This window comes from Actinacidiphila sp. bgisy160 (assembly GCF_057707815.1).
In genome coordinates, this window is record NZ_JBYIQW010000002.1 from 16,265 (window position 1) to 31,899 (window position 15,635).

The 15,635-nt window shown below is 68.0% G+C and carries 8 protein-coding genes and 1 tRNA gene; 3 read left to right on the forward strand and 6 right to left on the reverse strand.

All coding sequences use genetic code 11. The features are described from left to right. Positions 1 to 60 precede the first annotated feature (60 nt). Both AC3EUJ_RS02755 and AC3EUJ_RS02760 read left to right on the forward strand, forming a co-directional pair. Positions 61 to 1,632, forward strand: a complete 1,572-nt coding sequence (locus tag AC3EUJ_RS02755; RefSeq protein WP_431959245.1) for an alpha/beta hydrolase — start codon at positions 61 to 63, stop codon at positions 1,630 to 1,632. 135 nt (positions 1,633 to 1,767) lie between these two features. Beyond that, positions 1,768 to 1,841, forward strand: a tRNA-Thr gene (locus AC3EUJ_RS02760). Positions 1,842 to 1,908: 67 nt separating this feature from the next. Here AC3EUJ_RS02760 and AC3EUJ_RS02765 read toward each other — a convergent pair. Further along, a complete protein-coding gene (locus tag AC3EUJ_RS02765) occupies positions 1,909 to 2,301 on the reverse strand; it encodes a type II toxin-antitoxin system VapC family toxin (protein WP_431959246.1) in 393 nt (130 codons plus the stop codon). Beyond that, complete coding sequence (locus AC3EUJ_RS02770; protein ID WP_431959248.1) at positions 2,301 to 2,552, reverse strand: hypothetical protein; 252 nt, start codon at positions 2,550 to 2,552, stop codon at positions 2,301 to 2,303. Before AC3EUJ_RS02770 ends, AC3EUJ_RS02765 begins: the two co-directional genes overlap by 1 nt. A gap of 283 nt (positions 2,553 to 2,835) precedes the next feature. Between AC3EUJ_RS02770 and AC3EUJ_RS02775 the strand changes: the two genes are divergently transcribed. After that, entirely contained in the window at positions 2,836 to 3,222 is a 387-nt protein-coding gene (locus AC3EUJ_RS02775; RefSeq protein WP_431959590.1) for a very short patch repair endonuclease, read from the forward strand. Positions 3,223 to 3,459: 237 nt separating this feature from the next. On the opposite strand, the gene drmB is transcribed toward AC3EUJ_RS02775, so the two are convergent. Genes drmB through AC3EUJ_RS02795 form a run of 4 tightly spaced genes read right to left on the reverse strand, consistent with a single transcriptional unit; the run spans position 3,460 to position 15,240 of the window. Next, positions 3,460 to 5,325: a DrmB family protein gene (drmB, locus tag AC3EUJ_RS02780; protein ID WP_431959249.1), complete on the reverse strand. Its 1,866-nt coding sequence runs from the start codon at positions 5,323 to 5,325 to the stop codon at positions 3,460 to 3,462. Further along, on the reverse strand, positions 5,322 to 8,579 hold the full coding sequence (locus AC3EUJ_RS02785) for a helicase-related protein (RefSeq protein ID WP_431959250.1): 3,258 nt from the start codon (positions 8,577 to 8,579) through the stop codon (positions 5,322 to 5,324). Before AC3EUJ_RS02785 ends, drmB begins: the two co-directional genes overlap by 4 nt. After that, positions 8,576 to 10,480 (reverse strand): UvrD-helicase domain-containing protein, encoded by a 1,905-nt coding sequence (locus tag AC3EUJ_RS02790; protein WP_431959251.1) that lies wholly within the window; start codon positions 10,478 to 10,480, stop codon positions 8,576 to 8,578. The genes AC3EUJ_RS02785 and AC3EUJ_RS02790 overlap by 4 nt, the downstream gene beginning before the upstream one ends. Continuing rightward, positions 10,477 to 15,240, reverse strand: coding sequence for a DEAD/DEAH box helicase (locus AC3EUJ_RS02795; RefSeq protein ID WP_431959252.1), 4,764 nt, complete (start codon positions 15,238 to 15,240; stop codon positions 10,477 to 10,479). Before AC3EUJ_RS02795 ends, AC3EUJ_RS02790 begins: the two co-directional genes overlap by 4 nt. Positions 15,241 to 15,635 lie beyond the last annotated feature (395 nt).

The following is a 15,635-nucleotide window of genomic DNA, read 5'->3' on the forward strand; positions in this document are numbered from 1 at the left end:
GGTTCGCCACCGGCCCCACGGATACGCTCCAGATCACCACCACGAGGAACCGAGGCTCCGATGCACACCCCGCGCCTGCTCCGTACCTCCGGCACCGTCCTCGCCGTCGCCGGGCTGATGCTGTCCGCGTGCACGACCGGCGGCAGCACGCACCGTGCCGTCGCCTCGTCCCCGGCGGGCTCGCTCGGCGGGCCGCCGCCCTCGGGCGCTCCCGCGGACGCCTACGGCAACCTCCGGCCGTACTACGAGCAGCGGCTGTCCTGGCGCGACTGCAAGGACATGCCGGGCATGCAGTGCGCCACCATGCGGGTCCCCCTCGACTACGCGCACCCTTCCACGGCGACCGACCTCAAGCTCGCCGTCACCCGGAAGCGGGCCGCGGACGGCGGCAAGCGGCTCGGCACCCTGCTGGTCAACCCGGGCGGCCCCGGCGGCTCCGCGATCGACTATCTGCAGTACGCGGCCTTCGGCTACCCGTCGGCGGTCACCTCCCGCTACGACATGGCGGCCATCGACCCGCGCGGCGTGGCCCGCAGCGAGCCCGTCGAGTGCCTCAGCAACAGCCAGATGGACGCCTTCACGGCGACCGACGTCACCCCGGACGACGGCGCGGAGGTCAATGCCCTCGTCGCCGCCGACAACAAGTTCGCCGACGGCTGCGAGCAGCGGTCGGCCAAGCTGCTCAAGCACGTCAGCACCGTGGACTCCGCGCGTGACATGGACGTCTTCCGCGCCCTGGTCGGCGACCGCAAGCTCAATTTCGTCGGCAAGTCCTACGGCACCTTCCTGGGCGCCACCTACGCCGAGCTCTTCCCGGACAAGGCAGGCCGGCTCGTCCTCGACGGCGCCGTCGACCCGTCGATCTCCGCCCTCGAAGCGAGCCGCGGCCAGGCCTCCGGCTTCGAGACCGCCTTCGACGCCTTCGCCAGGGACTGCATCACCCACCGCGACTGCCCGCTCGGCACCATGAGCACCGCCGACGCCGGGCACCGCCTCGACGCCTTCTTCAAGCAGCTGGACGCCAAGCCCCTGAACACCGGCAGCCAACGCAAGCTGACCGAGGCGCTCGGCACCACCGGCGTGATCGCGGCGATGTACGACGAGTCGATGTGGCCCACCCTGCGCACCGCCCTCACCAAGGCCAACAAGGGCGACGGGAGCGGTCTGCTCGCACTGTCCGACACGTACTACGAGCGCGACGACCGGGGCCGCTACGACAACCTCATGTACGCCAACGCCGCCGTGAACTGCCTCGACCTGCCGCCGGCCCTGTCCGGTCCGCCGGCCGCCGAGCAGTCCGTCTCCTCGTTCACCGCCGAGTCCCCGCACTTCGGCAAGAATCTCGCCTGGTCGAGCCTGATCTGCGCCTACTGGCCCGTCCCGCCCGCCGGCAAGCCCCACCGCATCGAGGCGGCCGGCGCCGACCCCATCCTCGTCGTCGGCACCACCCGCGACCCGGCCACGCCGTACGCCTGGGCCAAGTCCCTGGCCGGCCAGCTCGATTCCGGCGTCCTCCTCACCTACAACGGCGACGGCCACACGGCGTACGCCCGCGGCAACAACTGCATCGACGCCGCCGTCAACCGCTACCTCCTCGAGGGCACGCCCCCGGCGGACGGCAAGACCTGCTGACCCACGAGGGGCCCCGGCCCGTGCCGGCTCGGCCAGGCCCGTGCCGTCCGGATCCGGACGGCACCCTGGTCAGGGGCCCCTCGAGAACTGTGTAGACTTGTGCCCGCTGCCGATGCCAAGCTGTCTCGGCAGCCTGCCGCCTTAGCTCAGTCGGCCAGAGCGACGCACTCGTAATGCGTAGGTCAAGGGTTCGATTCCCTTAGGCGGCTCGAAGAGGCCCAGGTTCCATCATGCGGAACCTGGGCTTTTTGTCTGGACGCCCGCGATCCACGTGCGTCAGACCTTGACGACCTCGATGCCGGGTCCACAGAGCAAGGTGATGTCCTCGGTGTCGGAGGTGAGGACGGTGACGGGTCCTTGCGCTGAGCGGGCGGTAGCCGCGAGGACGGCGTCGATGGCGTACTTGTGGCCCCTGAGTCGGTGCTCGCGCAACAGCGCCGCGGCTTGGTCGGTGATGTCCTTGGTGACGTCATGGACGTCGATCCGGGAAAGCACCCATCGGATGCGGGCGGGGTGAATGCGTTCGTAGTCCGCCTCAAGCGTGGTCATCGCGGTCGTGGCCACCCGAACGCCTTCTTCCGCGGCTGCCTGGACGAGGGCCAGAACGGCGCGATTCTTGAGGTACAGCTTGGACAGGCCCTCGCTGTCCAGGAGGAGCGTGCCGGGCATCAGGCCGCGGCACCGCCCGCGTCACGTCGATCGCGGCGCAGTACGGCACGGGCTGCTTCGACTTCATCGCGGGACAGCGGGTCGTTGTCGGTCTCGAAGTCGGCGACGATCTCACGGAGCTTGTCGATGGCCACACGCTGCTCCAGCGCCTCGGCCACATAGGCGGAAAAGCCGCCGGGGCCCACGTGGGCGCGTACGGCCTCGGCGAGGTCCTCGGGGAGGCTGACGGAATACTTCTTGCTACCGCTCATGGTTCACATCCTACCGAAGGTAGGAACATTCCTTGGGTGCGTTAAGGCGAGGGTCGGCCCGGCGAGGTCTGTGGCGGCGCGGGAGCCGGACGAGCGCTGTCCTTGCATTTGCCGACTCGATACGTGGCCCACTGTGTCTGCTGTTGATGCGAGCCTGTCATGTTGCCGACAGCGGCGCGAAGCGAGGCCGAGGGGATGCGCGACCTCTTCGACGGAGGGTCGGTATGTGCGGGAAACTGACGGTATGCCGCCCATCGCATCCTCCCCCGCCGTGGCCGCGCGCATGAGTCGCCAGGCATCGCGTGACACCTCGATGGAGCTCGCAGTCCGCCGCCTGTTGCACGGCAGTGGGCTGAGGTACCGCGTCCACGTTCCCGTGCCCGGTATGTCCCGCCGGACGGTGGACATCCTGTTCGGCCGGACGAAGATCGCCGTATTCCTCGACGGCTGCTTCTGGCACGGCTGCCCCGAGCACGCAACGCATCCCCAGGCGAACAGGGAGTGGTGGCGGACGAAGCTCGAGCGCAACATCGCCCGCGACCGTGAGACGACGGACCACCTGATTGCGGCCGGTTGGACCGTACTCAGGTTCTGGGAGCATGAGGCGCCCGAGGCGATCGCGGAGCGGGTTTACGCCGAGGTGAAGGCGAAGCGATCCGCTCAGCGCTGACCTCCGAGGCCACAGGTCCCATCGCTGACAGCAAGGTGCCGGGTAAGGAGAGTCCTTACCCGGCACCCGCCCTGATAGGGGCTGAGGCATGCGACGCCCAGTGGCACCGGATTCGGCCGCCCAGGGGAGCGGACCGAGGGGTCCGACGAGCTGTCGTCGAACGTGCCGCAGAGCCCGTGCCACGTTGCCGTCTCCGTGGCGAACGCCGCGCCCATACCCGTCACAACGACGCTGATGTCACTGCCCCAGGACGCCCTCGAAGTAGCCAAGTCGAGGGTCGTCGGGGGTACCGACGAGCAGGGCGCGGTCGAGCAGAACATTGTTGTGTTCGCAACTCGTTTCCGGAAGCATCACGCAGGAGTGACAGGCCGCCAGGTTGATGCCACCGGCGCCGGACACTTCGGTCTCGATGCAGAGCGGATCCGAGGAACACCATTCGGCACGACGGACCGCCGAGCGGACCGCCCGATCGAGCACCTCTGGTTCGCCCTGAGCTACCAGACCACCCAGACTGCCCGCAGAGTCGCTCGTCGCTGTGTAAACGAGTACCCCGGCCATGTCGTCGGCGGCGTAAAGCCGCTCGCGCAGGGCTGCGGCCGGATAACCCGCCTTCAGGCTCCACTCGTTGATGAGGACGTGGGCCAGCGTGTGCAGCAGCACCATGCGAGGGGTGGCAGGAGAGGGGACGATCCGGCTGGGGTCGTCGGCCCGGTGCTCCAGCAACCGCTGGTGGGCGGTACGCATCCGATCGACCCGGGCCGCCACCGCCATGGTCTTCTCCCACGCGCCGAGTCGGTCCTCGTCCAGGCGGAGGAAGACTCCTTCGCCATGTACCTCCATGGCCGGAAGCCAACGCAAGGGACGCTCGGACAGCGGCATTTCCGCGGAATCGGTCGACGACTCGGCGTCGACGAGCCGAGTGAACGCCTTCACGGCGCGGACCTCGCGAAGTTTCTTGACCAGCATCGGGCCGGTGACACCGAGCGGATCGAGCACGCTCTGGTCGCCCAGCGGGGTCTCGCAGACGAATTGCTCGTTGTGGGACTGCTCGCTCTCGTCGTTGCCCGCACGGAGACGCTCGTACTCCTTGTTGCGCAGGGCACGGTAGCGGTGGTCGAAGGTAGGGGCGGACTCACTGTCGGAGTCCTCCTTGCGCTCCGCGTCGAGGAGCGTCATCACCTCGTCCAGTGGTACCGGACACTTCCCCTTGAAAACGCCATCGAGATAGATTTTGACGTGCTCGCGCTCGTCGTACCTGCGGAGCGCGCCCCAATGCTCGGCGAGGGGATCCGCGCGGCCGTCGCTCCAAGGCGGGATGGAAAGTGCCGACTTCAACACCGGCTGCCATACCGCCGACGAACCACGTTGCAACGTGCGCAGCGGCAGTCCGCACTCCTGAGCAAGGGCGGACGCGCTGAGCCACGGACGGGTGCCCCGACACTTGAGACCCAAGTCCTTGAGTGAGCGCCTGCGGAAGGAGCCCTCCATGGAGACCTCGGGAGCCTGCCCACAGGTGCAGGAGATCAGGATGGAGCGGAGCGATGAAGTGCGCCCGGTTGTAGTCATCTTGAGCTTCCCACCGCACTGCCCCGCAGATGTGGCACCACGGTCCGCGGAACGATGCACCCACTGCCAGTACGGAAACTCGCCGAGGTGTCCGGCCTCGCAGGCGACGACAAAGCGGGAGGGGACCAGGTCGACCTCGCACGCACCGCAGACACTTCGCCCGGCGGGCGGATTGAAGTCGCGGTGCCGTTGCAGGTCGTTGCACTCGGGGCAGGAGTGCATCATGGGGAATCGGCGGACGCGGAGACCGTCCCTGCTGGTGTCGTCGGAAGCGGGTGGCAGCCGGAAGTAGTCGACCTCGAGCACCCGGGCCAGGCGTCGTTCGTGGATCCGCGGGGACTCGTCACGGTTCCAGCTCTGCTCGGCCTCGTCGAGGCCCGAGACGATGAAGGACTCGTGGTCGACGGCGATGAGCGAGCCGACGCCGTACGTGGTGATCGCCTGAGCGCGGCGGACCGCACCACGCCGCAGCAGGTTGTGGGCGGGGCCGGCGCCGCTCAAGCCGGTCCGGCGACGGCGGGCGGGGGGCGGTGTCATCGGGTTGCCTCCATGAACAGGGCGGTCTCGGCGTCGACGTCGCGCAGGCTCCACAATGTGGACCATGCCTCGGCGTCCTGGGACTCGTCGTCGTACGCTTTCAGGAGCGAAGGGGATCGGCTGCCCCTCTGAGGCTCGAAGAGCAGGCCGTTGTGGATCTCGGCTTCGGCGCACCACCAGTCGACGAACTCGTCGAAGGCCCGGGACACGGCGTCGGTCTCCTCCCGGGTGACCGCCTCCACGCGCTCCAGGAGGATCGACTTGATGCGCCCCCGGAGTACGCCTTCGTACGACTCGACCTGGCCGGCCCCTTCATTGGGGCGAGCGGCGGGGATCATGATGCGGGTGAGGGCGACGATCACTGCGTGGAGGCCCCGGTCGCGGGCGCGGGCGGAGAACGGGGTGACGGACGTGGACTCGACCTCTCGGTACAGCGCCGAGTGGAAGTGCTGGAAGGTCTCGTAGTGAGAACGATCCCGGGACCGGGTCGAGTTGAGCATGACCGCGACCAGGCCGGGGTGCGCTCGGCCGACCCGGCTGGTGGCCTGGATGTACTCGGCGGTCGTCTGCGGCTGGCCCATCACGGCCATGAGGCCGAGGCGGTCCACGTCCACGCCGACCGCGATCATATTGGTGGCCAGGAGAACGTCCACGGTGTCGTTGTCGGGCAGCCGCTTCTCTATGCCCTTGAGGCGGGTGGGGATCTCGCTGGCGTCGATCCGGCTCGTCAGCTCGGAGTAGTTGGCGACCGACCGGGCAGCCACTCCCTCGCGCTCGGCCAGCAATTCCAGGTACGCCACCACGTCGTCATGGACCTGGAGTTCGGCCGCCGACAGCACCCGAAGGCTGTTGAAGTATCCGACGAGACTCCAATAGGCGTCGCGGACCTCATCATCGGTCTTCGCCTGCTTGGCCCTGTGCAGCAGGGTGGCGTACGTGCGGATCAGGAGGGTGGATTGGCTGGTGCCGGGGGCCAGGAGGCCGACATAGCGGCGGCTCGCCTTCTCCTCGCGCGGTGTCTCCACCGCGAACCACGAGTCGCGGGCATCCAGTCCGGCGGGAGGGAACTGCCGTACGTCGCGGGCGAAGAGATGGCGTCCTTGCTCGGCGGCGCGACGGATGGTCGCCGTGGAGGCGATCACCTTGGGGCGATCGGCGAGTGCGTCGACCGCGGTCTCGTAGAGACCCGTGAGGGTCCCCAACGGCCCAGATATCAGGTGTAGTTCGTCCTGCACGATCAGTTCCGGGGGAGGGGTGCCGCCGTCCGGGTCGTGGTCGCGGTTGAAGAGCGCGGAGGTCGCGGGACGCCAGGGCATGGACGCGAACTTGTCGACGGTGGCGATCACCAGGGTCGGCCGCGCGTCGTACACCGCCTCGTCGACCAAGTGGACGGGCAGGCCGTCGGCGAAGTCGCAGTCCGCGCCCGGACAGCGGACACGCATACGCTTGGCGTCCTCGTCGACCTCATAGTTTCGTGCGTCGAGACGAGTTCCGCACCAGGGGCAGGCATGCAGCTGGACGGGATTCTCGGTGGCGAGGCGCTTGCCGAGATTCCTCTGCAACTCGTCGAGCTTCAGACCTGCTACGGCCAGCGTGTTGGGGGTGGCCGATCGTCCCACCCACATGCCGACGGAGAACTCCTCACGGCCCAACTCGGGGGTAGTGCGCCGCATCTGCTCCATGGCACAGAGCAGGATCGCCGCGCGCTCGAACTGCTGGAGGGTGAGCAGCCGCAGCGTGTACCGCATGAGGACGGTGACGCCGCCGCCGTCCGCGCCGTTGCGGATGCGGCGCAGGAAGGACGTGAGGGCGATCAGCCCGAGGTAAGCCTCTGTCTTGCCACCACCGGTCGGGAACCACAGAAGGTCGGAGATCTGTCGGTCGCGATGTGCAGGTTCGTCGATGCCGGCCAGGCACAGGAGAACGAACGCGATCTGGAAGGGACGCCAGCGACCGGCGGCCGGGTCGGGGGCGCCGACACGTCCGCCCTTCACCCAGGCACTACGGGCGCGTTGATCGGCCATGGCGTGATTGGCGAGTCGGAACGCCCTCATCAGATCGGCCTTGGTCCGCAGCAGCTCGATGCCTTCACGGATTCGGGCGAGCGCCTCCCGGCAGGCCGCCACCTGCTCCCGAGCGGGCTTCTCGTGGGGGCCGCCCGTCAGCGCGTCCGCCTCGGCCGACTTGCCGTCGATCCAGTGCTCGTACCCCGTGGCGAGTCCTTCCAGAGCGGCCAGGACCTCGGCGTCGGGCCGATCGGCCAGCCCCAGCATGGACAGCGCCGAGCTGTCGATCTCCGGGTTGGAGTCGGTGAGCAGCACCTCCACGGAGGGCACGAACTGGGTCCGCACCTCGGAGACAGCGGGGATTTCAGCTTCGGTCATACCGATCGGCTGCGGAGTCCAGTCCCACTCGGCGGCGCAGCCGTGGCCGACCGCGAAGGTCGGGGCGTGGCGGTGCAGCAACCGACTGGTGGCGACCTCCGGGTCGTGATCGGCGGCTGGGGCGGGACGCTCGACGAACGCGCTGGAGCCGTCGGCGGCCCGGACCCTCAGGCCGCACTGGAACAGGGAGAAGGCGTCCTGGAGATCCCACTCCCCGACCTTCTGCGTGTTGATCAACGTGACCGTGATCGTGACCGTGCCTTCGGTCGGGTCTCGACGCCGGACGTTGACGTGCAGCGCGGCTTCCGGGGACAGCGTGATTCTCATCCTCGGATCAGGCCGGGTGACGTCGATGGTCTGGTCAGGGAGAGCAAGTTCCTTGCGCTGCCACCGCTCCCGCTGGTCGGCGGTGGTACGGGCCTCGGCACGGCGGGCAGGGACACGCTTGCCGGCGGCGTCGGTGGGCTCGTAGACGGCCGCACGGGCCGAGACCAGGATCGAACCGCTTATGGCTGGGCGGACCGCGAAGGTGAGACCCATGGAGGAGGGACGCCTGTCCCCCGAGGTGCCGACCTCCTGTGTGCCGCCGGACTCCTCGGCGTCCTCGCGGGCGATCAGGGGCGCGGAGTCCAGGTCTTGCCGTCCGTGAGCGTCGTCGTCCTGCCGCTCCTTGGCCGCCCTGTCCGCGGCAAGCGGATACAGCACACCGGTCAGATATCGGTCGATCGGCGCGTCCTGGGTGAGGATCTCGTCCCGGCCGTCCGAATCGAGGTCCTCGGCGGGACCCAGGAGTTCACGACGGAGCCCCGCCAGCAGTTCCTCGTCCCGGACCCGGTAATGCTCGGAGTGCCGGCCTGCCACCTGCGTCATGCGCGCTGCTCCTCGTAGTTGTCGGCTCTCCGGTACCGTCCGATGCCGGTGATGCGCGGGACGATCCACACGCCTCGCTCCCCGAGACCGGCGTTCGCGCCGGCGGCGGTGCTGCCCGTCACGGTCTCCAGAGTGTCGATCCGTAGACCGTGGATCTCGTCGGGCCACCAAGGGTCCCAGGCGCGGTTCACCTTCTGCACCTGGAACAGCTCCTCGCGAAACCTCTGTGAGGCCTCGCCGATCTCCCGTCCTTCATGCACCAGGGCGTACGGCGGGCTCTCCGTCTCGCCCAGAGGCAGACCGTGGCGCTTGCGCAGCAGCACCTCCTGACCGGGACGAACCTGGTCCAGGAGATACGTCTGAGTGGCGACGGCGTCCGTCTCGTGGCCGGGCGGGTCATCCCGGTTCACGTCGCCGGGCTCGGCGACGATCCCGTACCTGTCGTACGACCGCCACGACCCGAGGTAGCGACGACCGTGGTGCCGGCCCCCCGCCCTCCTGAAGATCGGCAGTTCGGGAGGGGCCACGTGGTACAGGTCGTGGCGGGCACGCGTCATCGCCACGTACAGGGCGCGGGCCTCGGCGGGTAGGTCCAGCTCGTCCCGGTACCGCTTGTGGAGCTCGGCAAGGGTCGGTGGCGTCAGGACGATCACCCGGTCGAATTCCAGGCCCTTGGCCCGGTGCACCGTCGAGACGACGACGTTGGCCGTCTCCGGGTCGGACGCCTCGTCGGGGAATCCGCCTTGGGCGACCGCCCGGCGCAACCGGTCCAGATCCAGAACACCGCGTCCCGCTCCACGAGCGGCGCGACGCAGCACCGTCCACAGGGTGCCGGCGTCGGGTTCGTACGGGAGTGGGATGTTCGCGAGGAGCGAACGGAACCGGTCCTCGGTGAGGGCACTCGCCTCCGTGCGGCGCAGCAACTCGGCCACCCAGTACGGCACCGGACGCTCCTCCAGCGGGCGTCGCAGTCGGTGGTCGATGCCGTGCGTGTGCAGCAGGTCGGAGATCACGAGAGCCTGCTGGTTGTCACGAGTGAGGACGGCGCATGTGTCGGAGAGGTCCCGCAGGCCGTCCAGGGTGAACTCGTCGTCCAGGCCCCCCATGCCGTTGGCCGGATCCAGGGCGAGGTCGCGCAGTTCGTCGTAGAGCGTTCCAGCCTCGTCCGGATCGTTCAGCCGCTGGAGCCGGGGTCCGAGCCCCAGAGCGACCCGGGCCTCGGGGGTAGTGGCCCGGAAATTCCGGGTGAGGTTCAGCTCCACCAGGTCGTCGGGGTAGGAGCAGCGCAGCCAGTCGAAGAACCGGCCGGTCTCGTCCGCGCGTTCGCCCAGGTCCTGGATCTGGAAGCCGTACACGGACTGGGCGGCATCGCCGACGACGGTGAAACCGCAGCTGTCCTGGTAGCGGTCGAGAAGCGTCTCCACCAGCTCGCGGCGCCCACCCAGCAGGTCTTGCACCTCGTCGATCACGACATGGGCCGGCGGGACCGCGTCACCGATCTCCAGCGCACCCTTCTCGATCGCGTGGGTCGCGCCGGCGATCCGCTCGTCGAAGCCGACCCTTCCCCAGTCTACGTCCGGGTGTGCCTGGAGGAGCACCTCGTAGGCCCACGCGTCGAACGTACGGGCCCGCACTCGGTGGGCCGCCTCTCCGTGCCGAGAGATCCGCTCGCGCAGCTCCCGGGCAGCCGCTCTGGAGAAGGTGAGCACCAGGATTTCAGCGGCTTCCAGGGCCTGTTCGGCGTCCTCGTGACCGCACAGCGCGTCGAGTCGACGTACCAGGGTGTGGGTCTTTCCGGCACCGGCGCCTGCGCTGACCAGGACGCGAGCGTCCCAAGGCTGCTCGACCACGGCCAGTTGCTCGTCGGTGAGCGGGGGGCTGTCCTGGTAGGCGTCGCTCACTTCCGGCTCCAGAGGTGTTCGAACTCATTGAAGGCGAGGTCGGTGTCGAAGTTGGTGATGTTGTCGCTGATGTTGAGGATCAGACAGCTTTCCTTGCCACCGTTCCGCGGTCCGCGCAATCCGCGGCCGATCATCTGCTGGTACACATTGGTGCTGTAGACCGGCCGGGCCACGACCACGGCACGCGTGGCGGGAGCGTCGAATCCCTGGGTGAGCACACCGTAATTGGTGAGGACCCGGATACGTCCGCTGCGGAAGTTCTCTATGCGTGTACGACGGTCCTGTGCACTGGTCGTCGAGTCCACGGCTGCTGACCGGACACCCCGGTCGTTGAGTATGGCCGCGAGGTACTTGGCGTGGTCGACAGAGGTGGCGAAGAGCAACGTCGGCCAGCTGCCAGGAAGATCGGCTATAGCGTCGACGATGCGCCGACTGCGCGCATGGTCGTCGGCGAGCCGCTGTTCCGCGGACCGGGAGAGCATGGCCATGCGTTCGGCGTGTGTCTTCTCGTCCCGGGTGAGTTCGATACTGCCGCCTTCAAGGGTGCGATGCTCGACCTGCGCCAGCATCCCCCAGTCCTGGAGATCGCGATACGGGTCACCCGAGGGGAAGACTCCTTCGTCGAGGCGTCGATTGCCGAAGCGGCCGGCCAGCCGGCGGGTCTCCTCCTCGTTACGGTTGCGGAACGGGGTGGCGGTCAGGCCAAGTAGATGCCGCCCCGTCTCGTATTGGGTGAGTCCCAACTGGCTCAGAATCTCGGTGTATCGCTTGGAGACGGCGGTGTGCGCCTCGTCCACGATGACCAGCACGGCCTGACGCAGCCAGGCGTACTGGTCGGTGCCGAGGCAGCGCTCCAGCTTGGCGTCGGTGGCGACCACCAGGTGCGGGTGATCGACGACATCGCCGACCTCGTTGGTGCTCCACAGTCGACTGACGGTCAGCGGCCGTTCGGCCCCGACCTTGCTCCAGACGAACTTCCAGCTCTGAACGGCCTGCTCGCACAATTCCTCGGTCTGTGCGATCCACAACAGGGGGCCCTTGAGGTCGCCGACCCGCTTCACCCAGCGGATCACGGCCTCGGCGGTGACGCGGGTCTTGCCGGCGCCGGTCGGCAGCGACAGCATTCCGCGCTGGGGGGCCAGACGGTCGAGCATGGTGGAGATGTTCCGGACCAGGTCCTCCTGGTACTCGTGAAGCCTTGGGAAATCCCTGGGGCCTTCGATGGTCTCGAACGGAGGCGGGGACGGAGTCCTCGAGCCGGCGAACGCGACAGGCAGCCTCAGCTCCGAGACGAACGCGATGGCGGCCGGCGAACCGCCGTACGAGACCGGAGCGTTGGGGAAATGCGCCTGGATGTCCCGAGCATGCTGTTGTAGCACCCCGTCCCCGTGAGCGTTGAACGCCATCTGCGCTATCCGGCGCCCGGACGGCTCCACCCCGTCGGTCGCCTGCAGCTCGGCCTCCATCAATCCCTCAGGGAGGCCGGTCCGGAGAGCGTCCGCACCGATCAGCAGCTCGATCTTGGTAACCACGTCCTCAGCCTCGCGCACCGTCTTCTGCGCCGCCTTCAGCTCGCTGTCCCGAGCCATACGGTCCTGGTGCTCCAGAACCGCACGGCAACCTGCAGCACCGAGGCCCAGGCCGAGCTCGCGGTCGATGAGGCGGAGCATCGGTTCGGGGTCCAGAGGAAGGCGGACCTTGACGGTGCTGTCCTGGCGCACGGCGTCCAGGGGGGAGGCGTGCGTGCCGTTGGGCGTACGGGTGACCTCCTCCAACTCACTGCACCGTTGCACCATGCTGTTACGGTTCCCGCTGTTCAGACGCTGCCGCAGGGCGGGGAACAACTCGACCAGCGGTACGGGGTCACCCTCCGGCACCTCGCGGGTCTCCCGGCTGATCACGTCGGCGTAGCGGAGCATGCCCCACTTCTCGATCATCAGTTCGGCATCGTCGGCGGTCGGCACGAGCAGCGCCGGGAGCTGCTCGGCGCGCAGCGCCTGGTACTGAGCGGCTCCGACGGCGACGGTGATCTCACCGTCGGGCCGGGTTCCCCAGGCGTCGCCGATCCGACATCGGGTCAGGGTGTCCTCGGGGAAGTCCGCACCGAATCTGGTCAGCATCACGTAGGTGGCGCCGACGAAGGAGTCGTCCTCGCTACGGGTCACCTCGTCGAGGAGCGCGTCCCAACGGTCGGCAGGGACCTCGTCGACGGTGGTCGGGAGTCGCAACCTCCGAGCCTTCTCGGGGGAGATGTCGGCGACCGGTAGCACATCCCGGTAGCCGGCGAGCTGGGGTCCGACGGCCTCCTTGAGCGGCTTGATCCCCTGGGAGGTGGCGATGGTGCCGAACTTCCTCAGCATCCACCGGATCGGCGAGAGCACGGCCTGTCGGGTGCTGGTCTGTGCGCCTATCTGGCGCGTCCAGTTGTCCACCACGGCGTCATCGGGCAGCACTTTCAGGAAAGCGGCGCGGGATTCCTCGGAGAGGGCGCGGAAGAGGTGGAGCGGGCCGCCGATAGCGGCACCCTCAACCTTCATCCGGTTCAACGCCGGGCGCGGGGCGCTAGTGTCCAGGCGGCGCAGGTAGGCGGCGTGGAGCGCTTCGCGGTACTCCTCGAACCACGCCTCACCCTCCTGCGGCCGGAACCCGCCGGTCGGCCGTTCGCGCAGACCGACCTGAGAGAAGAACGCGGTGTCGTCGGAGTGGAAGGTCATGTCCACAGCGATGCTCGGGTCGCGCTTCGCGTCGGCCACGACGCCCGGCAGCATGCAGTCCTCGACCGGCCGGAACCGACCGTCGGCAGTCCGCACCCGAAGCGTCGAACGTGCCGCGGGCACGCGCTCCAGAACCTTGTGCGTCAGGCGACGGATCCCCGCCTGACGGAACAGCTCCCAGAAGCGCTCCCAGTCCGAATGGCTGTAGTGGTCGAAGCCCTGATCGAGGACACTGTCGAACCGTCCCTCGACATCGGCCTCCCGGATGCCCAGGACACCGAGCGCGTGAGCCAGCGATGGGTCCTGGGCGAGTTCGTCGACCACGTAGACCAGGGCCTCGCGCAGGCCGCCCTGGTCGGCGCGCCGGAACACTTTCCCGTGCACGGGTGCGACGAGACCGTGCTCCTCGGTGAGCACGATGTGGGCCTTCCGGGCCTCCTCGGCATAGGGAGAGCCGTTCTCGATCATTTCGGCGAGGATGCGAACGGCCACCGCCGACGCCTCAGGGGTGCCGCTCTCGACCAGCGCCTCCAGCCATTCGCGGACATCGGTCCGCTCATGCCCGGCCGCGCTGATGATGTGCTCGACCTTTCCGGAGCGTAGGGCATCCGCCTCGGCACTCGGGTGAAGCCAGTTCGAGGGGCGCCCGGAGCACTCATGCCACATCCGCAGCCAGCGGGACAGTTTCTTCAGGTCCTTGTCGAGGCGCGGGTGGATCTTCAGCGTCGTCGGGACGCGCAGGACGCCGTCCTGGTCGGGCAGCGACGGCCGGTCCGCGGTGCGGGCCCAGATCTCCCGGGTCAGGAACTCGTCGGCCCAGCTGATCGCCTCCTTGACTCGGCCCGGAAGCAGAGGGAGATAGGCGGCCGGGTCCTCGGCGGGTGCAAGGGCATGGAGGGCGTTGACGACCAACTTCGCCGACACCCGGATCATCTCCTGGTTGAAGGGGGAGGAGTCGAGGAGATTCTGGCGGTCCTCGTTCGTCTTCCAGGCGCCGTTGAGGATGCCGCTCAGCGACATCTCGTACTTGGTCGGGAAGAAGGACCAGAACTTGCCGCGGCCGCGTGATCGCGGGCTGACGTACAGACCGCTCTCCGGGTCCTTCTCCAGGGCGGGGACGCCCCAGGCGAGTTCGAGGGAGATCCGATCGTGCAGTTCTCCGGCGTCTGCGCGGGCGCTCGGACCAGGTTCGTGGGTGGTGGTGAACACGCGCCACCGTTCGGTGGCGACGGCCTTCCCGGTCCGTTCCTCGGCCACGGTGTGCAGGTCGCCGGTCTGCTGGGCGGTCAGTGTCCGACGGGCCATGGGCCGTGGCCGGCGGTCCTCCAGCACGACCTTCGCGACGTGCGGCGAGAAGAGTTGGAAGCCGACCGGGAATTCCTCGCGAGGCTCGCCGTGGTCCTTGGCACGTCCCCCGTGCATGTCCCGGCCCAGCCGGTCATCCGCCTTCGGGAGCAGGGGCAGACGAACGACGGTGGTGGCCCAGTTCAACAGCTCGTTCAGGACGTGATCGGACGCTCGCTCGGCCTGCACGTCCAGAGGACGAGCCATCCGCAGCACAGGGGCGTCGAACTTCGGGCCGTAGCGCTCCGTCACGCCGGGCACGGCCCTGATCTGCTCGTACGACCACGCGCGGTCGAATCCGAAACTTCCCGTGCTGCTGAAGAATTCCGGTGCGTCGGTCACCACGAGAACCGATTTGACGCCCACCCCAAAACGCCCGATCTGGCCGCCACGCTTCTTCGACATGCTCATCCGGAGAATTGTCTCCGCGCCTTCTGAGGTTACCGGATTGCCCTCGTTCGCACAGTACAAATGGGTCTCTGTGAGGACGACCTGAACTCGCCCACCCGACGCGCCGGACATCTCATCTGCCGCGTTCTGAACGAGCTCGAAAAGCTGACGGTCGCCATATCCGCCCTGGGTGATTCGGCGCTCTCCATTGGCATGTTCGGCTACGAGGCCGGGGTCCACAGCATAAGTCTGCAGGACGCGAGAGGATTGTTCGAGAACGGTTTCGGTTACCGAAGAGGACGAAGACGGCACTGCTTCTGCGCTCCTGGGTGTCAAAGTTCCGGGCGAAAGAGTGAATGGTGAGCCGGCGACCGGCTTGTCGGCTGGCCCGTGTCGTCGTGGCGCTGTGCGTCATCTTCCACAGCGTCTTCATGAAGCGGAGGCATCAGGATGAATTCGTCGGTTTTGTTGCGAGACCGAGACTTCGGGCCCGACGCGCTGCATCAGTGCGGGAGAGCAGCCCCGTTCGGGTCGTCCGGCAGCTCCTGGGCCACCTTCGCCAGTACGGGGAACCTGATGGTGAAATCTGCCTGGGACATGTCGTGTCTGTGAAGGATTGCCAGGACCTCGACCTTGCTCTCCGCCGTCTTGATATCCAGCTCGAATGCACTCGAATCCCGAAATGAGTCCAATGATTCACTGTCCTG

Bases quoted from the DNA above. Each gene is read 5' to 3' on its own strand.
- AC3EUJ_RS02755 (WP_431959245.1), top strand. From the start codon at position 61: ATGCACACCCCGCGCCTGCTCCGTACCTCCGGCACCGTCCTCGCCGTC.
- AC3EUJ_RS02770 (WP_431959248.1), bottom strand. From the start codon at position 2,552: ATGAGCGGTAGCAAGAAGTATTCCGTCAGCCTCCCCGAGGACCTCGCC.
- drmB (WP_431959249.1), bottom strand. From the start codon at position 5,325: ATGACACCGCCCCCCGCCCGCCGTCGCCGGACCGGCTTGAGCGGCGCC.
- AC3EUJ_RS02775 (WP_431959590.1), top strand. From the start codon at position 2,836: ATGAGTCGCCAGGCATCGCGTGACACCTCGATGGAGCTCGCAGTCCGC.
- AC3EUJ_RS02785 (WP_431959250.1), bottom strand. From the start codon at position 8,579: ATGACGCAGGTGGCAGGCCGGCACTCCGAGCATTACCGGGTCCGGGAC.
- AC3EUJ_RS02765 (WP_431959246.1), bottom strand. From the start codon at position 2,301: ATGCCCGGCACGCTCCTCCTGGACAGCGAGGGCCTGTCCAAGCTGTAC.